Source organism: Reticulibacter mediterranei, from assembly GCF_016587455.1.
Map to the genome: position 1 here is coordinate 2,868,644 of NZ_BNJK01000001.1, position 19,423 is coordinate 2,888,066.

General features: G+C 52.6%; 20 protein-coding genes. 10 read left to right on the plus strand and 10 right to left on the minus strand.

What is annotated here, in order from left to right; translation table 11 throughout:
• Positions 1 to 35 precede the first annotated feature (35 nt).
• The 4 genes from K3T83_RS12200 to K3T83_RS12215 form a co-directional block, all read right to left on the minus strand.
• Positions 36 to 995, minus strand: coding sequence for a D-2-hydroxyacid dehydrogenase family protein (locus K3T83_RS12200; protein WP_220203240.1), 960 nt, complete (start codon positions 993 to 995; stop codon positions 36 to 38).
• A gap of 14 nt (positions 996 to 1,009) precedes the next feature.
• Complete coding sequence (locus K3T83_RS12205) at positions 1,010 to 2,356, minus strand: TldD/PmbA family protein (protein WP_220203241.1); 1,347 nt, start codon at positions 2,354 to 2,356, stop codon at positions 1,010 to 1,012.
• 15 nt (positions 2,357 to 2,371) lie between these two features.
• Positions 2,372 to 3,829, minus strand: coding sequence for a TldD/PmbA family protein (locus K3T83_RS12210; protein WP_220203242.1), 1,458 nt, complete (start codon positions 3,827 to 3,829; stop codon positions 2,372 to 2,374).
• 264 nt (positions 3,830 to 4,093) lie between these two features.
• Positions 4,094 to 5,155 (minus strand): nucleoside phosphorylase-I family protein, encoded by a 1,062-nt coding sequence (locus K3T83_RS12215; protein WP_220203243.1) that lies wholly within the window; start codon positions 5,153 to 5,155, stop codon positions 4,094 to 4,096.
• A gap of 313 nt (positions 5,156 to 5,468) precedes the next feature.
• On the opposite strand from K3T83_RS12215, the gene tgt reads away from it, so the two are divergent.
• Positions 5,469 to 6,608: a tRNA guanosine(34) transglycosylase Tgt gene (gene tgt, locus K3T83_RS12220; RefSeq protein WP_220203244.1), complete on the plus strand. Its 1,140-nt coding sequence runs from the start codon at positions 5,469 to 5,471 to the stop codon at positions 6,606 to 6,608.
• Complete coding sequence (rmt, locus tag K3T83_RS12225) at positions 6,592 to 7,413, plus strand: class I SAM-dependent methyltransferase (RefSeq protein ID WP_220203245.1); 822 nt, start codon at positions 6,592 to 6,594, stop codon at positions 7,411 to 7,413. Before tgt ends, rmt begins: the two co-directional genes overlap by 17 nt.
• Before the next feature lie 94 nt (positions 7,414 to 7,507).
• Here the strand turns inward: rmt and K3T83_RS12230 are convergent, their stop codons facing one another.
• The 3 genes from K3T83_RS12230 to K3T83_RS12240 form a co-directional block, all read right to left on the minus strand.
• Complete coding sequence (locus K3T83_RS12230) at positions 7,508 to 7,765, minus strand: hypothetical protein (RefSeq protein WP_220203246.1); 258 nt, start codon at positions 7,763 to 7,765, stop codon at positions 7,508 to 7,510.
• 38 nt (positions 7,766 to 7,803) lie between these two features.
• Positions 7,804 to 8,730 carry a hypothetical protein gene (locus K3T83_RS12235; protein WP_220203247.1) on the minus strand — a complete coding sequence of 309 codons (927 nt, stop codon included), beginning with the start codon at positions 8,728 to 8,730 and terminating at the stop codon, positions 7,804 to 7,806.
• Positions 8,731 to 8,859: 129 nt separating this feature from the next.
• Positions 8,860 to 10,335 (minus strand): MFS transporter, encoded by a 1,476-nt coding sequence (locus K3T83_RS12240; RefSeq protein WP_220203248.1) that lies wholly within the window; start codon positions 10,333 to 10,335, stop codon positions 8,860 to 8,862.
• Positions 10,336 to 10,567: 232 nt separating this feature from the next.
• Here K3T83_RS12240 and K3T83_RS12245 point away from each other — a divergent pair, with 232 nt between their 5' ends.
• Both K3T83_RS12245 and rlmN read left to right on the plus strand, forming a co-directional pair.
• Positions 10,568 to 10,864, plus strand: a complete 297-nt coding sequence (locus tag K3T83_RS12245; RefSeq protein ID WP_220203249.1) for a hypothetical protein — start codon at positions 10,568 to 10,570, stop codon at positions 10,862 to 10,864.
• Positions 10,857 to 12,056 (plus strand): dual-specificity RNA methyltransferase RlmN, encoded by a 1,200-nt coding sequence (rlmN, locus tag K3T83_RS12250; RefSeq protein ID WP_220203250.1) that lies wholly within the window; start codon positions 10,857 to 10,859, stop codon positions 12,054 to 12,056. The genes K3T83_RS12245 and rlmN overlap by 8 nt, the downstream gene beginning before the upstream one ends.
• 127 nt (positions 12,057 to 12,183) lie before the next feature.
• Here the strand turns inward: rlmN and rpmB are convergent, their stop codons facing one another.
• The gene (gene rpmB / locus K3T83_RS12255; protein ID WP_220203251.1) at positions 12,184 to 12,384 is read right to left on the minus strand and encodes a 50S ribosomal protein L28; all 201 of its coding nucleotides are present in this window, start codon (positions 12,382 to 12,384) and stop codon (positions 12,184 to 12,186) included.
• Between the two features lie 257 nt (positions 12,385 to 12,641).
• Here rpmB and K3T83_RS12260 point away from each other — a divergent pair, with 257 nt between their 5' ends.
• From K3T83_RS12260 to K3T83_RS12285, 6 genes are all read left to right on the plus strand, one after another.
• Positions 12,642 to 13,037: an Asp23/Gls24 family envelope stress response protein gene (locus K3T83_RS12260; RefSeq protein WP_220203252.1), complete on the plus strand. Its 396-nt coding sequence runs from the start codon at positions 12,642 to 12,644 to the stop codon at positions 13,035 to 13,037.
• A 33-nt stretch (positions 13,038 to 13,070) separates the two neighbouring features.
• Complete coding sequence (gene fakA / locus K3T83_RS12265; protein WP_220203253.1) at positions 13,071 to 14,762, plus strand: DAK2 domain-containing protein; 1,692 nt, start codon at positions 13,071 to 13,073, stop codon at positions 14,760 to 14,762.
• A 27-nt stretch (positions 14,763 to 14,789) separates the two neighbouring features.
• A complete protein-coding gene (locus tag K3T83_RS12270; RefSeq protein WP_220203254.1) occupies positions 14,790 to 15,641 on the plus strand; it encodes a DegV family protein in 852 nt (283 codons plus the stop codon).
• Positions 15,642 to 15,663: 22 nt separating this feature from the next.
• The gene (locus K3T83_RS12275) at positions 15,664 to 16,443 is read left to right on the plus strand and encodes a zinc ribbon domain-containing protein (RefSeq protein ID WP_220203255.1); all 780 of its coding nucleotides are present in this window, start codon (positions 15,664 to 15,666) and stop codon (positions 16,441 to 16,443) included.
• A gap of 384 nt (positions 16,444 to 16,827) precedes the next feature.
• Positions 16,828 to 17,067: a hypothetical protein gene (locus K3T83_RS12280; protein WP_236065113.1), complete on the plus strand. Its 240-nt coding sequence runs from the start codon at positions 16,828 to 16,830 to the stop codon at positions 17,065 to 17,067.
• On the plus strand, positions 17,064 to 17,474 hold the full coding sequence (locus K3T83_RS12285) for a hypothetical protein (protein WP_220203257.1): 411 nt from the start codon (positions 17,064 to 17,066) through the stop codon (positions 17,472 to 17,474). Before K3T83_RS12280 ends, K3T83_RS12285 begins: the two co-directional genes overlap by 4 nt.
• 92 nt (positions 17,475 to 17,566) lie before the next feature.
• Here K3T83_RS12285 and K3T83_RS12290 read toward each other — a convergent pair whose 3' ends face one another.
• On the minus strand, positions 17,567 to 18,157 hold the full coding sequence (locus K3T83_RS12290; protein ID WP_220203258.1) for a DUF3090 family protein: 591 nt from the start codon (positions 18,155 to 18,157) through the stop codon (positions 17,567 to 17,569).
• Positions 18,158 to 18,196: 39 nt separating this feature from the next.
• Positions 18,197 to 19,177: a D-2-hydroxyacid dehydrogenase gene (locus K3T83_RS12295; RefSeq protein WP_220203259.1), complete on the minus strand. Its 981-nt coding sequence runs from the start codon at positions 19,175 to 19,177 to the stop codon at positions 18,197 to 18,199.
• Positions 19,178 to 19,423: the final 246 nt, after the last annotated feature.

A 19,423-nucleotide genomic window follows, 5' to 3' on the forward strand; every position in this document is an offset into this window, starting at 1 on the left:
TACTTTGCAATCAAGCAATTTATCCGATTCGCTTGTTACACATTACCGGAAGGATTGGCAAGGGTGATCGGGTTTCCGGCAGCAAACGCCAATAGCTGATCGAACGCCATTGTAAAGTAGCCCTCATAGCTGTCCTTCTCGACGAAGCCCAGATGAGGAGTACACACGACATTATCCATGTGCAGCAAGGGGCTATCCGCCACAGGCTCACTTTCGTAGACATCGACGGCTGCGGAGCCAGGACGACCGGCTCGCAGCGCCTCCACCAGAGCCCCTGACTCGATCAAATCAGCTCTAGCAGTATTGACCAGCAGCGCCGAGGGCTTCATCACTGCCAGATCTGCGGTGGTGACAATACCACGTGTCTCCTGCACCAGCTTGACATGCAGGCTGAGCACGTCTGAGCTGCTGAACAATTCCCGCTGATTGGCGACGACCTCGTAGCCATCAGCACGAGCACGACTGCGTGCACCCTCAGTTCCCCAGACGAGTACAGGCATGCCAAAGGCGCGTCCGTAGCCTGCAACGATGCTGCCAATCTTGCCATAGCCCAGAATACCCAGTGCGCGACTGTGCAGTCCCAGCCCCAGCGTCGTCTGCCATTGCCCGCCTTTCAGGCGCGCAACCTCCTGCGGGATATGGCGCATGGCTGCCAGGATCAGTCCCCAGGTCAACTCGGCGGTCGCATAAGGGGTGCCGGAGCCAATCGCAACCGCAACGCCGTGACGTGCGCAGGCTGCCAGATCGATGTGAGCAATGCCCCTGCCAGTTTGGATAATCAACTTCAAATCGGGCAACAGGGCAAGCAGCGGTTCGGTAATCGCGGTTCGTTCCCGAATCAGGATCAGGACTTCAGCACCACGAAAGCGGGTGGCAAGCGTTTCAAGGTCCTTGACGGTATCATGATAGATCGTGACCTGATGCCCGGCCAGCTTGCTATAGCAATCGAGATTACGCACCGCATCCTGGTAATCGTCAGGAATGACAATCTTCATCGAGAGATCTCCTTCTACGCGCCCGAATCGGTGATGCCAGTGAAATTGAAGCGTGCAGTACATAAGGCGGGAGCCACGACTGGTAGATAGTCAGTACATTGGATGCGCTCGCTACCGATGGCCTGCACATCGCGCAAAGCATCGAGAATGCTCTGTGTGAAACGCAGATTTTTGACAGGACGGGTCAGTTCTCCATGCTCGATCAAAAAAGTGCCATCGCGAGTCATGCCTGTGAAGAGCGTTTTGACGGGATGGACCGTGTTAGTATAGTGGAAACGGGTCACATAAATACCTCGCTCGACGCCCTTGAGCAGTGCCTCCATGCTGACACCACCAGCCGCCATCATAGTATTCAATGGCAGAGGTCCGTAGGTATTGGGGGCTGGAAGTGCATGGCCCGTGTTGATCGCGCCCTCACGCATGGCCGTAAACGAGTCATAGACGACGGCATTAGCGACTCCATGATCGATCATCACTACACGCTGTTTCGGCACGCCCTCAAAATCGAAGGACTGCGGCAGACCAGCGGGATCGTGTCCATCATCATAAATCGTCACCAGCGGATTGACGAGTTGTTTACCCAATTGCCCATTCATAAAGCTGCGCTCTTCCTGCATGGCCGTTGCGGAGAGGCCCATAAAGACCAGGTTTTGCAGCATATCGGCGACGGCATAGGAATCGAGAACTACTGGATACTCGCCAAGCGCAATATCGATAGGATTGCGGCTGCGTTCCGCCTTTTCCACCGCCTCACGCGCCATCTGCTCAAAGTCGAGCGTCGAGGCATCAGTCGCCATTCGCTGTGTATAGCCCGATCCCTGCGCATCGGCCATGATAACCGCGTGGCACTCGGACTCAGTGCGTGGCTCATAGGCAAACACGTCCAACGAATTTGCGACGGCGACATAGTTGGTCGTGGTCGAGAAGGCTCCAGCTGACTCCAAGCCGCGTTCTTTTGCCAGCCGCACAATGACCTCAACGCGGCGCGCACGCTCTTCGGGAGTGAAATGCGCAGTCATTTCGCTATAGCCGGGGGCCGGGAGTACGGGTTCTGAGATTGGCAGCGAGTGGAATTCAGGATTCTCCGGTTGTAACAAGGCAATTGCGAGTGCCTGTTCCGCGACGTTACGCAAGGAATCGTCATCGAGGCGATTGGTGGTGGCGACGCCGATCCGCTTGCCCACAACGGCACGCACACGTAACTCGTGATTGCTCTCAGCGACATTCTGGTGAATGTAGTTGTTGGCAAAGCGTGTCAGAGCGCTCTCCGTACCCAGATAGACTACTTCGGTCTGCTCGGCCTTGGAATAGCCAAGCACCTTTTGCAATAAGGCTCGCACGTTGGTTTCATCGGCATACATGGTTGCGTTCCCCTTCTAAGACCAGCGGCCTACACCGACCTGTACATTGCGAAAACGTGCTGGTGCAGCCCCGTGTCCGGTGCGCATGACCTGCATTGGCTCTCCCTTGCCACAGTTTGGCGTTCCCCAGACGATCCATTCGTCGCGTCCGCAGACGGCATCGCACGATCCCCAGAATTGTGGCGTAATGCCAGTATACGTTGCATTTTTGAAGAGGCGACCCAGCTTGCCGTTCTTGATCTCGTAGGCGGCCTCGACGCCGAACTGGAAATTGAGGCGACGATCATCAATGCTCCAGCTTTTATTGATGCTCATATAGATGCCGTCATCGGTATCAGCAATCAGATCATCTAGCTTCCAGGTGCCAGGCTCAATGCTCACATTGGTCATGCGGATCATAGGCAGGCGGTTCCAGTTGTCGGCCCGCACGCACCCGTTACTGCTCAGGCCGATCAGCGGGGCGGTATCGCGCGACATGAGATAGCCGGTGAAAATGCCATTGGTGACGATAGGTGTACGCTGTGCGGGCACACCCTCATCGTCCCAGCCAAAGGTTCCCAGGCCGCCTGGAATCGTGGCGTCGGCAGTAATATTCACCACGTCCGAACCATAGCGATAGTGCCCATTCAATTTATCGGTGGTCAGGAAGCTTTTGCCAACAAACCCGGCCTCCATTCCCAGCACGCGATCCAGCTCGATAGGATGCCCACACGATTCATGTACCTGCAAGGCCACTTGCGGCCCGTCGAGAATCACGGTCATGATGCCACCGGGACATTGCGGCGCGGATAAGAGGCGCACAGCCTCCTCACCAATGCGCACCCCATGCTGAACCAGATCCATCGCCTCGATGAACTCATAGCCAGCAGTTCCGGCCTGACGACCAAAAGAGTTGGGATAGGAGCGGGTCTGTATCTCGCTGCTGGCGGGATCAACAGCGTTGGCATTGATCGCTGCGCCAGTATCGTAGAGTTCCTGCTCAACCTCACTGCCCTCGGAACTCATAAAGAGCTTGCGCTCGCGCGAATATTCCATCAGACCATTCGTTAATGTGACCCCTTTGACGCTACGCATAGCGGCATCGGCGTCGAGCAGCAATTGCACTTTTTGCGAGAGCGGGACGGTGAAGGGATCGATTTGCAGGGGAGTACGATATGATCCCTTCTGAGCAGCGAGGGGAGAGAGACGTACCGGTTCCCCGGCTACCAGGGCGCTGGCACGGGCAATCTGCACGGCCTGTTGCGCGGTACGTTCGGCCTCTGCCTCGTCGATGCGTGCGCTGCTGGCAAACCCCCAGGCTCCATTGACAATAACACGGACATTAAAGCCGCTGCTGGTTCCGCTGGATACGCCCTCGACGCGCCCATTTTTGACCTCGATTCCCTCAGTGGTACGTTCCATAACGCGCACATCGACGTAGCTGGCACCCAGTTGTTGAGCTAGATTGATAGCTCGCACTGCTATATTACGCATATGCAACTCTTTCTCTTCCCAAACAATGAAAACTGGTTCATGATAGCTGCGGGGACGTAGCTAAGACAAGTCACGCCGGTCGAAAGTGCTCTTTCATACTCCCTGACTCATTAACTACGTCCCACACTAGTCATTTATCGTCGTCTCGAAAGCCGACCATCTGACGCATTCTCCTGTAGAGTTTTATGGGATACCATGTGTTATCATATTGTACGCGCTGGAATGTGCCATAGTCTATACACCACGATACCAGACGCGTCATCGCTAGTCATTCTGACATGGATGCTGCAACAGATACTTCTCAATCACCGCTGAAGCTGCCAGGCGAATATTTCCCAGTACGAGATCATTGACGCGGAAATGCTCAGCAATAAACTCCTCGACTGATTGTCCAGGCGGGGGCTGATCAAAGGTGGTGGCACCACGCAAGTTGAGATAGCACTGGAGATAGTTCGGGCCTCCTGGCTGAAAGCTGAAACGGTGCAGCACTGAGGTAACGGCGCTATCCTCATCCTCCATTGTGCAGTAATGTGCAGAGTTATCAGAGAGCTTAGCGGCAATATATTTTGTTTGCTCTGAAAGCTTAGAGCCTACGATATAACTATCCGAAGTAACTGTATCGCATCTGGCAACAACTGGCTTGCGATTGGCCTGATCGGGATAGCGCTTCCTCTCAGCCTGCGCCTGGGGACTATCCGCCAGTTTTAGATTCGCTGTCAAATCATACGCTTTCTGTACCAGTTCCGTATTGAGATGAAAATTAGCGGTATTGTCAGGAAACGATGTGTTTGGAGGCTGATATCCCAGCGGATAATCCGGTGCAGTTTCAGGAATGACGTGGGTTCCCTGATCCCGATCAATCACCCAGTTGGCCCAGGCAACAAAGCCGGGAGTTCCTTCGGAATAAGGAGGCGTCGCAGCAGTGCCAGTGGTCAAGAAATAAGCGTTTTTAAACGAGAGGTGAGGGTCTCTCAGCACCGCCATCATGCTTGTTGCCGCGTTCACCTTGTCTAAACCTGTTCTGGTCAGGTACACGCCGTTACATTTATTATTGCTTATCTGACAATAGACCACGCCATCATCGGAGTCAATAGAGCCAACAGACTTGGATACCAGTTTCCACGTTCCCTGACTCAACCACGCCTGCGTTTCTGGTGGAAACATCGTGATAATCAGCACCTTGACTGGGGGAAGAGCATCCTTCCCAACCTGAGCCTGAGCATGTGCATTGTTCAAGAGAGGAGTAAGAGATAACATCCCGATCAAGGCCATTCCTAGAAGAGACGGCACAACCAGGCGCTTCCGCCTCATAAGTTTGCTCAACATAAATACGTTCCTCATTTCAAATGAAAAGAATATAGGGGGTATTTGAGAATGAAGGGACTACTCAAACGTCGTGACGAAGATGTGTATACATTCCACTACCACCCAACCACCTGCTTGGAAGTATAATTTTTATCAAGCAGTTTATAAGTAAAATATACATGGCCGTTATAGAGCATATATTTCAGTATACAATTAATGTTACCGACAAAAGCGTTAATGCGCTGCCATAGCAAGAGTGTCTTGCCCCCATTGATCCAGGTTGGTACAATAGAGCAACCTTTATCGTTACATCATGCTCGTCGAGGATAATTCAGTGGATCAAACAGCCAATATACTCTCTGCTCATCAACAACATGCACAGCAGAGCAGCTTACAACTGCCACATGGTACAGTTCAGATGCCCATCTATATGCCAGACGCCACGCTGGGCGTTGTGCGCTCTGTTGACGCGACCGACCTACAACGCTGCGAGGTTCAGGCGGTGGTGATGAACACCTTTCACCTGATGCAGCGTCCCGGCTCCTCGACGATTCAAGCGCTGGGTGGCCTGCACGAGATGAGCGGCTGGAAAGGTCCAATTGTCACGGACTCCGGCGGCTTCCAGGCGTACTCGCTGATCCAGCAAAATGCGAAGTTTGGTTCACTGGACGAAGATGGCATCACGTTTAAACCAGAAGGGGCAAACCGCAAATTCCAGCTTACGCCGGAGAAAGCGGTACAGCTTCAGATGGCCTACGATGCCGATATCGTGATCTGCCTCGACTATTGTACCCATGTGGATGCGCCTTTCGAGGTGCAAGAGGTGTCGGTGACGCGCACGATCGCCTGGGCCAGACGTTGCAAGGACGAGTTTGAGCGGTTGGTCAAGCAGAAGCGTCTCACAGCGGAACAACGCCCCCTGTTATTTGCGGTCATTCAAGGCGGCGGCTCCCATGAGCTGCGCAAGCGCTGCATCGATGCATTGTTAGCGATTGGTTTCGACGGCTACGGCTACGGTGGCTGGCCGCTGGACAGTCAAGGAAAGCTGCTCATCGATATCATCACCTATACACGCGAACTGGTGCCTGCACAATTTCCTATGCACGCGCTAGGAGTGGGACATCCAGCTAATGTGGTCGAATGCGCTCGCATTGGCTATGGCATCTTCGATAGCGCCATGCCCACGCGCGATGCCCGGCATGGGCGCCTCTACGCCTTCACGGAAGATACCCACACAAACGGCAAGTGGTTCCAGTATGTCTACGTCAATGACGACAAATATATCAAAAGCAATCGACCCGTTTCGTCCGTATGCGATTGTCTGTGCTGCACCCATTATTCGCAAGGGTATCTGCATCATCTCTTCAAGATCAACGACACGCTCTTTTTCCGTTTGGCAACGATCCACAATCTCCGCTTTATGACGATGCTCACCCAACGCCTGAGAGAGAGCGGCCATGTCGAGACCGAGTGATCCTCACGCGCTCGATCTGCTGATAAGCGAGGTGCAAGGCAGCGCGAAATATAAAGATATCAGCCCGGATGTGGTGAGAACGGTTGCGGCCCAGGAGATAGGCAAACGGCGCACACTGAAAGAGGCGATAAAGGCGACGAAGAACAAGCTGCATCAGGTGAGCATGGCCTATCTCGATCCACGCGACAACTACGCAGCCTGGTTGCAGCAGTTCAGGGAGGCATACCAGGCGGGAGATATTGAAGCAAACAAGCAGATCAACAAGCAGATCATGAGCCATCACGCTTCGACGCGCGAACGGCTCCCGCTGCTCGATCAATTCTATAGCACGCTGCTAGCAGACCTGCCGCCAATCAATAGCGTGCTGGATCTGGCCTGTGGCCTCAACGCGCTCGCCCTGCCCTGGTTTCCGGGGACAGAGCAAATCAGTTATTATGGCTGTGATATTTACCGACCAATGATCGATTTTCTCAATGCGGCGCTGGAAATTATGGGCATCAAGGGCTATGCTAAGGTGCAAGATATCTTGCGATCGCCACCAATACAGGAAGTTGATCTGGCGCTGGTATTGAAAACAATTCCCTGTCTAGAACAGATCGACCGGCAGGCGGGTGCGCGTCTCTTGCGAGCTGTCAACGCGCAGTATATGATCGTATCGTTCCCCGCGCAAAGTCTGGGAGGCCGCAACAAAGGGATGGTGACGAACTACGAAACCCATTTCTATCAACTTATCGAGGGCGAGAGTTGGCACATTCGCAAATTCGAGTTCGCAACCGAACTGGCCTTTGTGGTCAAGAAAAGCTGATATTGTTTTTGTGAGATGTGATGATAGGAAAGAGGCATGATTATCACAACTTCCCTACCATCATGACTGTTGCCTACATTAAACGAGCGAGCCATTAAGAGGAGACTGAAGCAAGCAATTGACGGATACTTGCTTCGTCCGATGCAGTGAAAAATTGTGCAAGCAAGTTACGCAACTGCTGTGGATCATTTATCTGATTAACTTTTTGACGAGCCAAATTAGCAAGATGAGGATAGTGTGCATTGATAGCAATTACTGTGCCCTCTCGTAAAGCCTCAATTCTTCCTTTAGCTCTATATTCCGCTCTCATCTTCTGTATTATTGGGCTTTCATCCCACCAATCATCAGGCATACGTTGCACTCCTTCCCAACCTCCAACTTCATATGGAGCTAAGCTGCTGTTGGTGCCAACAACGAGCGCACGCTTGCCTCGTCGGGAGACGTTGAAATTTGCACTAGCAACTCATCAAGTTTATCGAAATCACTTATCTGAGTCACCTTTTTTCGAGCCAAATCCGCAAGATGTGGAAAACGTACACCTACGACTTTTACTATAGAGTTCCGTAACGTTTCTACTTTACTTATTGCTCTTTCATGTTGAATTAGTGGACTCTCATCCCACCAGGTGCCGTACATATTCAAGACCTCTTTCATCCTTGCTTTCTCCAACGGAGCAATTGTCTCGACTCTCTCCAGTAAGATTACCATATAGGCGAAAAAATCGCTCAGGGTATCGTTATCGTCCTTGTAGACTTGCTCCATTTCTTTCATCGCAGTGAGCAACAACTCGTGAGTGATCCCCTGCATCGTGGGCAACAAGGGATACATGCAGGTAATATGTTCGCTCACATAGTGCCGTGCGTTCAGCAGAAACAACGGCAAGATGCGAAAATGAAACGTGGTAATCGTGCCATCTCCACCTTCAAGCACAAATGGCGAGATCGCCATACTTGTTTTGAACAGATAGACCACAATCGAGATGACCGGCAAGTTGTATTTCAAATGTAGCGCCGCATTATATGCTAGCATACGTGCGCCCATGCGTTTGTTCTTGCCAGACTCAAATTCTAGATGCAGAATATGCTTCTTACCACGATAAACGATTATGTACACCTTATCAGTACGCATGAGTGGACGCGCAATCTCGACGTTGAGCGTATCCTCGTAAGATGCACCCGGCAACAATGCAGCCACAATATCTTTGACCTGCCGATCTACCAGCTCCTTCATGCTCGCGTCGTATGTTTGTGATTGGCCCTGCTGCTCTTCGTCCTCCACTACGATTTGCTGCTCTTCAACCTTTTTCGACTTTGCCATAACACTCCCAGACCTCCACCATGTTATTTCCCCTTCGCTACCACACCCAACCAGCAGCATCATACCAGGTTCATCGCACTTTGTCTGCGAAATACATCATTAATCTATTATTATATTGGAATGCATCTATTACTGCTTTTGCGAGGAAGCGGGGATTTCGTCTTCCTCTTCTGCCTCTGATTGCTCTTCCGCTTGCTCCTCAGCGCCTCTCGTATAGCGCACACCCCACCAGCAGAAGAGGAGCAGGCTGGATGAGAGCAGCACGATCAGCAGCGTGAAGCCCAGCACTTGAGCGATGATGCCAGCGAAGAGCAGCACCGGGATCGAGCCGGTATTGTAGATCATAAATTGGAGCGAGAGGACACGCGCGCGACCCTCTTCGGGAGCGCGTTCCTGCATCAATGTCTGCGTGGGGATGTTCACAATCGCCATCGCAACGCCCAGGAGAAAGACCAGCAGCACCGTCGTCCAGAGCAGCCAGGGCGATTCGGCTCCGTGTTGCGGATCGAAATGCAGCGCGACCCACTGACTGACGGGCAGTAGCAGGAAACCCAGACCAAGCACAATAAAACCGATCACCGTCAGTCGAATCCTGCCGAAGCGCTGCGTAATATGCGGCATAAGGACCGAGGCACCCACCAGACCAACGCCAGCCGGAGCCAGGATGATTGACATATCCTCCGCTGGGCGATGCAAGACCTGTTGCACAAACGTACCCGCCAGCTCGCCGATCAGCAGCATAATCACACCTACGACCGAAAGCTGAATTACCGAGAAATAGAGCAAGCGATCCATCCTGACGATCTGCCAGCCCTCGACCATATCGCGCCATAGGCTTCTGATGGCCTCGCCCATCTCTACTCTAGCATCGCTACGTTCGCCCAGGATTCTATATTTGACGTGCGCCTGTCTGCATGCGCTGGCCGGGATGCCCAGGATCAAGCCAGCACACACGGCATAGAGGATTGCCGCCACCACAAATAGCATCTCTATAGACTCGACATGCAGTTGAAGGGAACCAATCGTCATCAAGAAAGGCGGAAAGATCGCCGCAACAATGCGGCCAAAGAGCAGAAATCCGATGGCCTGAGAGACGGTCAACGAAATGTTGAACAGCGCGAGCGCGGGCATCAACTCGCGTTCGCCAACCAGCAGGGGAATCGTCGCTCCCTCCGCTGGCGTGAAAAACTGGCCGATCAACGACGCCAGGAACGTCAGGACAAAGAGCGGCCAGACATCCGCAGGATTCAAGAACAACGAGACCACCACCAGCAACATCACGCCCGTTCGTAAAATATTGCTTACCCAGAGAACCAATCGCTTATCCAGCCGATCCACCAGCACACCAGCAATGGCACTGAACGGTACGGCAGGTAGCGTAAAGGCGATGATTGCCAGACCAGCCATCAGCGTTGAATGAGTGACATCCGTGACCTGAACTACGATGCCATAGTTAGCGGCATTCATAATGGTTAGAGAGATGAGTTGAGCCAACCAGAGCAGCAAGAAATTCCGGTTTTTGAGAACGCGCCGAAAGCTTGCCATGTTGGGTTGCGCAGACCTCTCTGCCTCTGTTCTGTCGGTGGATGCTGCGGGTATCGACATTAAACACTCATCCTTCTGTGGTGACTTTCTCTGATCAACAAACAAGAACGAACCTGTTACGGCTAGCATTGGAAGGCTATGTCCTATCCTATTACGTATTATTATACGCGAAAGTAGTAGATGATACCCTCTGGCAAATGTCCTAATTTTTGCCCATCTTCCGCTTTTCTGTGAGAGCTGCGTATTATTATATATAGAGCGATTCCCCATCAAACAATGAAACGAGTAGGAGATGAGTGTGTATCAATACGATATCTTAAAAGACACGTGGATTTATGCAGAGATCAAACAGCAGGTTCAAGAGGAGGAGCATTCGGAACAGGTACAGGAATATCGGCAGATGTTGCAGGCGATTGTGCAAGCCCGCTTTCCCCGCCTTGAGTCACTGGCAAAAGAGGTCGGCGACACTCTGGTCAGCCCGGCAACGTTACGCGACCTGATCGTCAAGGTTAGCACAGCAAAGATAGAGAAGGCAGTGCGACACTACCTGACTGAGGAGAAAAAGAGCACATCGGAGGAGATTGCCTGATCTCATTATGTTCAACTCGTGCTATAATTGGCATACTATGACAATCACGCCGACTTCTTCATCTCAATTGAATAAAAAAACTGACCTGCTGGCACTGACGCTTCCCCAACTTAAAGAGTGGATGGTTGCTCATGGCGAGGCTGTGTTTCGCGCGAAGCAGGTCTATAGCTGGCTCTATCAACACCTCGTCACTGATTTTGCCGCGATGACCAATCTGCCGCAAGCACTGCGCAACAAGCTGACAGAAGAGGCCAGTATAGGCCCGATGATCGTGCGCAGCGAGCAGCACTCGAAAGATGACCGCACGCGCAAGATCTTACTGGAACTGGCCGATGGCAAGCTTATTGAGTCGGTGTTGATGCTGTATCCCTCGCTTGGCGAGAGCAGCGCACGCGCAACCGTCTGCGTCTCCAGTCAGGCGGGATGTGCCTTTGGTTGCACTTTCTGCGCGACTGGACAGATGGGCTTTGATCGTCATCTGAGCGCCGGAGAGATTGTGGCGCAGGTACTCTACTTTGCACGCGAGCTACGGAGCGCGCCCTGGACAGCGGCAGGTCTGCCGGGCAGCAAGCCAATCGAGCATATCACCAACATTGTGTTGATGGGCATGGGCGAGCCGCTACATAACTACGACAATGTGTTGCAAGCGCTGCGGATCTTAAATAGCGCCGATGGCTTTAATCTGGGAGCACGCCATATGACCGTCTCAACCGTTGGTCTGGTCCCGGCTATCCGCAAACTAAGCCACGAGCCTTTGCAGATCAACCTCGCCATCTCATTGCACGCGCCGAGCGACGAACTGCGCAGCCGCACCATGCCCGTAAACCGCAAATATCCGCTGGAAGAACTGCTGGCAGCATGCCGGGACTATATCGCCGCCACCAAACGGCAGGTAACGTTTGAGTATGTCTTGCTGTCAGGAGTAAACGACACGCCCGAATATGCCCAACAACTGGCTGAGTTGCTGGCACCGCTCAAGCAATTCGCCCACGTTAACTGCATTCCTGTTAACGCAACGAGTGCCGATTATCGTCCACCCACGCCGGGAGCCATTCGCCTCTTCCGCAACATCCTTTTCGAGCATGGAGTGAGCAATAGCGTGCGTGCAGAGCGAGGGGACGACATTGCTGCGGCCTGTGGACAGTTGCGGACGCGCTTTGAAAAGGGGAAGCCAGTGACGATGGCGAAATAAGCGATAGCAATAAATAAGCAGAACGAATAAACTGATCGCGAGCAAAGAAGAAAGGATGCCCGCAAGGATCACCTCACTGTGCAGGTGAAGTACCCCTTGTGGACATCCTTTTTCCTGCCGTCTGCAATTACTTTCGTACCTTTGGCAGTTTGCTCATAGTGCGCAAGCAGCGGGTGCAGATATTGACATTGCGAGGCACGCCATTGATTTCAATACGGCGGCGCTGAACATTGAGAACAAAACGACGACGGGTTCGATGTTGTGAAAACGGAACGTTGTTCCCATACATAGGCTTCCGCTCACAGATATCGCAACGACCTGCGGCCATTTCTATCTTCCTTCCTTCCTAAAAATTGCATTCCCCGGTCTCATCGCGAACCAGACAGAGCCAAAACGCTCAAGGGACCAATGATCCAGCGGGTCGAGTTTACTTGATTCTCAGATGGGCCTCTGGTATACTGCATCAGAACCTTGCAATTGCAGCCTATTTGGGCAAATTGCAATCCGCACTGATAGGGAAGCCCTAACACGTTATGCGAGTATAACCCATCTCAATTAATTTGGCAAGAGAGAAGAGCTATGCGCATGCCAAAAGCATCTGCAATTCATCCACAACACGGCACTGGTCCTCGCGGCAAGATCGAGGTCTTACCCAACGCGATCCACACCATCGTTGTACAGGCCACCATTTCTTGCTACGGCGTTCTGGGCATTGCCTCACCTCGTCTCCACAACGGCCAGGCCATACTGCTGCCCCTGAACCAAAGTAATCAGGGAGTACGTGTACAGGTTGTGAACGAGCAATTGCATCTTGATGTGTATGTGGTGCTGGAATATGGACTCCGCATTTCCGAAATTGCCCATAACATCATGAGCAGCGTCAAATTCTCAACCGAAAAAATGTTAGGCATACCTGTCGCTCAGGTTAATGTGAATGTCCAGGGATTACTTCACGGACCGGGATCGCACGACGACAAATAAAGTAGTAAGAGAACAAAGGGTAATAAAACTGCTATGCAGGAACAAGCACCGCGCACATTCCGACAACGCAGCCGGCGTATCAGTGTCTTCGACGGCCAGGATTTGAAGAAAGCAATTCTGGCAGGTGCAGCGTGGCTGGAGCAACATCGCGACGCGATCAACGCACTCAACGTTTTCCCTGTACCCGATGGAGATACAGGATCAAACATGTCGGCCACAATGAAGTCGGCCATACGCACAATTGCCGATAGCGAGGAAACGTCAGCTGGAGTGATCGCGGCCAAAATTGCCCACGATGCACTACTTGGCGCACGCGGCAACTCAGGAGTGATTCTCTCCCAGACATTGCGCGGATTGGCGAAGGGATTAGACAAAAAAACCACATTTACTGCAACAGACCTGGCGGCTGCATTTGAAGAGGCATCGCGCATGGCCTACCGTGCGGTCCTCAAGCCAGTAGAAGGTACCATTCTCACGGTAGTACGCGAAACGGCAGAAGCTGCCCAGCATAGCGCCGAAAAAGGTGATGACCTGGTGACGCTGCTGCAAGAGGTGGTCACAAGCGCACGACAATCGGTCGCACGCACGCCTGATCTACTTCCCACCCTCAAGCAAGCTGGTGTTGTTGATGCTGGTGGACAGGGCTTTTGCACCTTGCTGGAGGGTATCTGGCGCTACACGCGTGGCGAGGCAGGCGGCACAACGGTCATACCGACAACAGTTGCAACGAATCAGCTTGAGACCGAGGCCCACGTCAAGAAAGGGCGCGTGACGGTCGAGGAAGAGTTCGGCTATGAAGTCGTCTTTCTGGTGCGTGGACAACAACTGGATGTCGATAAAATCCGCCAGACGATTATCGATATGGGCGGCGTCTCAACGGTGGTGGCTGGCGACGAACGCATGCTCAAAGTACATACCCACATTGCAACCCCCGGAAAAATCCTCGATTACGGCGTTAGCCTGGGTAGTTTGACCGATATCAACATTGAAAACTTGCAGGAACAGAGTCTCACATATGCAGCAGAAAGCGCGCTAGAACACGCCGAAGAACAGGAAGAAGAGGAGACCACACAGATCACCACCGTCGCCGTTGTATCCGGCAACGGTTTTGAAAAGGTCTTTGAGGGTCTGGGCGTGAGCGAACTGGTATCGGGCGGGCAGACGATGAACCCCAGCATCGAAGAGTTGCTTACCGCTGTCGATACGGTGACAGGAAAACAGGTGATTCTCCTACCCAACAACAGCAACGTCATTCTGAGCGCCCAGCAAGTAAAAAATCTGACCGACAAAGAGATCTACGTCGTCCCCAGCAAGACGCTGCCACAGGGGATCGCGGCTTTGCTGGCCTTTAACTACGCCGCCGATTTCGCCACCAATTGCCAGGCAATGACGGACGCAATCGAACACATCCAGACAGCAGAGATTACTACCGCCGTTCGCTCCGTCCAGATTGACAGCGTGACCGTGCGTGAAGGGGATTTTATCGGCGTCATCAATGGCAATCTGGCAGTGGCAGGTCAGGATATTCAAATAGTCCTGCAAGACACGTTGCAACGTATGCAAATTGATAACTACGAGATCGTTACATTGTATTATGGAGCAAACGTAACGGTAGAGGCAGCTCAGGAGACCAGCCGCCGCATCAAAGAGCAGCACTCACATCTTGAGATCGAAGTCGTCGATGGAGGGCAGCTCTATTATGCCTATATACTCTCAGCCGAATAACCAACTTTTCCTGTCAGGAGGCCACGAATGACCGTCCACGTAGTCACGGATAGCACCGCCGATATCCCGCTAGAACAGGCCGAGGCGTCAGGGATCACCATCGTCCCCCTCACTGTTTTCTTTGGCGATGATGCCTATTCAGATAATGTCGAACTGGATAACGCAGGGTTCTATCAGAAGCTTCAGGAGAGCAAAACGCTCCCGCGCACATCGCAGCCCTCACCAGCCGCCTTTCAAGCAGCCTACACGCACTTGATCGAGGCAGGCGCGACCGGCATTCTCTCCGTTCACCTCTCCTCTGGCTTGAGTGGCACCTACCAATCGGCCTGCACAGCGCGAGACACGCTGGACGAGCAGTTGAAAACGGTGCCAATAGAGGTTGTAGACTCGCAAAGCATCAGCGCGGGCATGTCCCATGCCATCTTGCAGGCAGCAGAGAAAACCAGAGAGGGCGTAGGGCTGGCAGAGATCAAAGCATATGTTGTCAGCGAGCAAACGCGCTCACACATCCTGGCCGTTCTGGACACGCTCGAATATGTGAAGCGTGGCGGGCGCATTGGAGGTGCAAGGGCGCTGCTCGGCAATATGTTGAGCGTGAAACCTATTGTGTCTCTCAAAGATGGTGCAGTGGTTCCCGTCGAGCAGCCGCGCACCCGCAGTAAAGCTTACGCACGAATTGCCCAACTGGTCAAAGAGATGGAGCCACTCGAATATCTCGCCATTGCAGAGTCAAACGACGAGGTGGGAAGTCAACTGGCCTCCGTCTTACAAACGGTCTATCACAAAGAAATTCCCAGATACAAACTTGGAGCGGTACTTGGAACGCATACCGGTCCTGGTACTGTCGCCATCGCCGCCATTACCATGCCAAAGTCCTGATAACAACCCGAGGTGCTGCACAATGTCGCAATTCTATGTTGTCCCGAATATCTACACGGACATGAGCGATCAATCGCAAGGCTATTTCGCGTTCCGTTTCACCTGCCATCGCTGTTACTGGCAAATTGAAACGACCCCGATCCGCTCCACAGTTGCCACTGTGAGCAATATTGCAGATATCGGCATCGGGCTGCTGGGAGGCATGTGGGGCAGAGCTGCCGAGGCAGGGCAAAAAATTTATGGCAGCCGCTGGCATAACGAGCAGGCCGAAGCGCTCCAAAAGTCCTGGGCAGAGATCAAACACCACTTCCACTTCTGCCCCAAATGCTCTTCAACTGTTTGTAACCGCTGTTTCAATGTCGGCATCAATCTCTGCACAGGCTGCGCACCCGATCTGCGAGCGGATGGGGCGCATTTTCAGCACGAGTTGAACATCGATGCACAGAGACAACAGATCGAGAAGAGCTATCAGGCACCGCAATTCAACGTTAACGCCATCCCCTCTGCCGTCACACCGGATATGATACAACCCGCTACGCCACCAGCTTTGCCCGGCAGACCGGGACAGCAGGCGAGCATTGCAGCGCCGTCGCCAGCAGCCATAGCTGGTTTTAGCACGCCAGGCTACCCAAAAACGGTCATGTGTCCTACGTGCAGACGTATGGGACCGCCGGGAAAATTTTGTCAGGACTGCGGCACAAAGCTGCCGTTGCCGGACCTCTTTTGTCCGAAATGCGCCTCGCCGGTGGGGGAGGGAGCGCGTTTCTGTGCTGAATGTGGTACAAAAGTCGTATCGGGTTGATAGAAAATGTTTTAGCGTGCGTGCCAGCCCATGAGTTAATGTTCGAGCATAGTAGGGCTGAAGTCGTGTCACAAGCATTGACTATCGTAAAACTGTCACGTACAATAGTAGTAATGCGTATTCAATTTAGTATATGTCTTTTCGCACCTGGATAGCGCCAATCGTGCTTCTACCAGTGTTTGTAGCAGACATGTCATTGAGAAACAAACAGACAGAGCCAGATGTGACTAGAAAAGGCGTATGGACTGGGAAGTGCATTTCTCTAAACCCTGTAGTTCGTTTGATGAAGACCGGGCAATCCCCAGAGTGAGAGGCTCGGAAAAATGTTCGTTGGAAACTGCCATCAGAAATGGCGTAGACTACGAAGGAGGAACGACTGTGGGAATGTTACGGGTGATGTCACGGCGTGGGGATGACCGCCTCACCTGGGACGAGCAAAAAGTTGTGGCTGGCGATCTCGAAGCCATAGCAGCAGTCCGGGAAGCAGAGCGCATTTTTGCCCAGGAGCGAGCAAAAGGATCAACGGCATTCCGCGTTGAGCCAGGGAAACCGATCCAGCGCATCGATCAGTTTGACGCCACTGCTGAGCAGATAGTAATGGTGCCGAGAGTTGTTGGTGGATGAACCTGATCTCTCAGGCGCTAACGGCCCTCTGTTGGATCATCATAATACTGGCAATAGCGCCGATGGTATGGCTAATCGTGCAGCCATACGTGAAAGGATGGTCGCGGGCCGAACGACGAGCAGCGGATCTTTTGCGCGATACACTGACAGCTGAGCAGTTTCGACAACTTATCTGGCGGGGCTACGTCGAGATTCCAAGTCCTGCTGAACCTCAGCGGGTGTATCGCGTGCCAAAGAGCAGGGGCTACGTTCAGGTCATCGAAAATGGTCGCCCGACCATGCGACTATGCTTACAACCAGTTGAATGCTTACCTGATGCCGATATCATAGTGCTTCATAAGCTTATGATAGAGGCAAATGAAGAAATCTACTTGCAAAAGGCCAATAAATACTTCTGCCTTGATTGAGTGGAACAGAGAACAGTACTTCGAGTCCGCTTTGTCTGTTTTCAATCATGTCTGTTACACGAAGGAAGAGGAGCGCCTATCGAGCGCTCCTCTTATTCCTCCTCGTCTTCATCCTGCTCTTCAATACGCAGGATTTCACGATGCCCATTTTGCTTCACGCAAGCATGAGGGCCGCCATCGAGTGGCGCATGGCAAAGAGGACAGACTGGACGCCCGGCAGAGACAATCTGAGCTATCCCACTCGACAGTTCATGAGCGTCGGGCAAAGTAAAGTGAAACGAGACATCATCGTCCTCGCGCATATAGATCTGCGGCTCTTGCCCACGTTCCATCGTAATCTCCAGAGGCGTGACGATCAAGAGAAAAGCCGTCTCCTGCTCATCATAGTTTAGCTTCATCTGACCCACCTGGAACTCATATGTTGGGCGCTGAGGAAAATTCGCTGGCATGCTTTTAGGGGATGGACGTATACCAGCTTGCGCTTCTGTGCGTAGAATCTGTCCCTCAGAGATCATCGCCAGGAAACGATCCAGCGCCAACGAGAGACTGTTAAGATGCTCCTTCTCCATCCACATCACAGCAGAGCCACGCTCACTCATTACAAAAAGGCGAAAGCGCCGCTGCCCGGGCTGGCCGACAGCATCAGTTCCCAGCACACTGGCATATCCCAGATCGACACTCATAAGCTCACCTCTCCTCGTATCGAATAACACATCTTTTCATTAATAGCCACGAGCCGGATTATACAGATTACGTAGCGCCTGACCGGAACGATAGCGTTGCAGATTATCGGCAAAGAGGGTTGCCAGGCGTTGCTCATAATGCACACTCACCCCTGAAATATGGGGAGTCAGAATCACATTCGGCATGGAGTAGAGAGGGCTATCAGCCGGTAGCGGCTCCTCTGCCGCCACATCCAGGCCAGCGCCACCAATCCAGCCTTCCCGCAGCGCACGTATCAGCGCTTGCTCGTCGATAATACGGCCACGCGCAATATTAACCAGATAGGTATGTGGTTGCATAGCGCGCAGTTCAGCCTCTCCGATTAACAGCTCGGTCTCTGGCGTCAAAGGGACGGCCAGCACAACATAATCGCACTGATGCAACAGTTCATGTAGTTGCGACAGCGGATAGAGCCTATCTACGTCCGGGGCTGTATCTCCACTACGGGTGGAGTGACGGGTAGCCAGCACGCGCATCCCAAACGCAGCTGCCAATTGAGCCACGCGCCGTCCAATATGGCCCAGGCCAATAATCCCGATGGTCTGCTCTCCCAGCTCTCGTCCCCCTAGTTTATACCAATTTGCGCTCAAAGGCCAGATATGGCGCTCTTGCAGCCGCACCATTTCGGGCCACGTGCGATTAAACATCAACATGCTGCCAATAACATATTCGCCAATCGTGGATGCATTAATGCCGATTGCGGTCGTAATCACTACGCCGCTCTCCGGGGATAAAATGCCTGTTGGCTGCAAATTATCGACCCCGGCACCCGCAACCTGGAGCCAGCGCAGATGCGGCGCAAGCCCTCGCCAGTCATCGGGTATCCGCTCTGAACAGAGGATCTCGGTCTCACGCAATCTATCACGTAATTCGTCGCTACTGGTGACACAGACCACATCAGCCTGAGCCGCCTGACGCAAGGCCATCTGAGAATTGAGAGAAAACGGAAAGGTGCTGAGTACCTTTAAACCTTCAGCCATTATACACACACTCCTTCAATCAATATGATTGTGATCCACATCCTCTACGCTCCGTCGCTGTCCAGTCTAACCGATAAGGCTCACATCTGGCAATATTATATCGCCTTTTTTGGCGGAAAATTAAACCTCACTTCTTCAATTACCATGTAATAATGGAGAACACGTTGGAAAAAGGAGAAGAGCATTAGATGTATATCATGTAATATAATCATTATTACTAATCAGCTTGATGATATCGTTTGAGAT

Bases quoted from the DNA above. Each gene is read 5' to 3' on its own strand.
- K3T83_RS12200 (WP_220203240.1), bottom strand. From the start codon at position 995: ATGAAGATTGTCATTCCTGACGATTACCAGGATGCGGTGCGTAATCTC.
- K3T83_RS12205 (WP_220203241.1), bottom strand. From the start codon at position 2,356: ATGTATGCCGATGAAACCAACGTGCGAGCCTTATTGCAAAAGGTGCTT.
- K3T83_RS12210 (WP_220203242.1), bottom strand. From the start codon at position 3,829: ATGCGTAATATAGCAGTGCGAGCTATCAATCTAGCTCAACAACTGGGT.
- K3T83_RS12215 (WP_220203243.1), bottom strand. From the start codon at position 5,155: ATGTTGAGCAAACTTATGAGGCGGAAGCGCCTGGTTGTGCCGTCTCTT.
- rmt (WP_220203245.1), top strand. From the start codon at position 6,592: ATGTCGAGACCGAGTGATCCTCACGCGCTCGATCTGCTGATAAGCGAG.
- K3T83_RS12230 (WP_220203246.1), bottom strand. From the start codon at position 7,765: ATGCCTGATGATTGGTGGGATGAAAGCCCAATAATACAGAAGATGAGA.
- K3T83_RS12235 (WP_220203247.1), bottom strand. From the start codon at position 8,730: ATGGCAAAGTCGAAAAAGGTTGAAGAGCAGCAAATCGTAGTGGAGGAC.
- K3T83_RS12240 (WP_220203248.1), bottom strand. From the start codon at position 10,335: ATGTCGATACCCGCAGCATCCACCGACAGAACAGAGGCAGAGAGGTCT.
- K3T83_RS12245 (WP_220203249.1), top strand. From the start codon at position 10,568: ATGAGTGTGTATCAATACGATATCTTAAAAGACACGTGGATTTATGCA.
- rpmB (WP_220203251.1), bottom strand. From the start codon at position 12,384: ATGGCCGCAGGTCGTTGCGATATCTGTGAGCGGAAGCCTATGTATGGG.
- K3T83_RS12260 (WP_220203252.1), top strand. From the start codon at position 12,642: ATGCCAAAAGCATCTGCAATTCATCCACAACACGGCACTGGTCCTCGC.
- fakA (WP_220203253.1), top strand. From the start codon at position 13,071: ATGCAGGAACAAGCACCGCGCACATTCCGACAACGCAGCCGGCGTATC.
- K3T83_RS12270 (WP_220203254.1), top strand. From the start codon at position 14,790: ATGACCGTCCACGTAGTCACGGATAGCACCGCCGATATCCCGCTAGAA.
- K3T83_RS12275 (WP_220203255.1), top strand. From the start codon at position 15,664: ATGTCGCAATTCTATGTTGTCCCGAATATCTACACGGACATGAGCGAT.
- K3T83_RS12280 (WP_236065113.1), top strand. From the start codon at position 16,828: ATGTTACGGGTGATGTCACGGCGTGGGGATGACCGCCTCACCTGGGAC.
- K3T83_RS12285 (WP_220203257.1), top strand. From the start codon at position 17,064: ATGAACCTGATCTCTCAGGCGCTAACGGCCCTCTGTTGGATCATCATA.
- K3T83_RS12290 (WP_220203258.1), bottom strand. From the start codon at position 18,157: ATGAGTGTCGATCTGGGATATGCCAGTGTGCTGGGAACTGATGCTGTC.
- K3T83_RS12295 (WP_220203259.1), bottom strand. From the start codon at position 19,177: ATGGCTGAAGGTTTAAAGGTACTCAGCACCTTTCCGTTTTCTCTCAAT.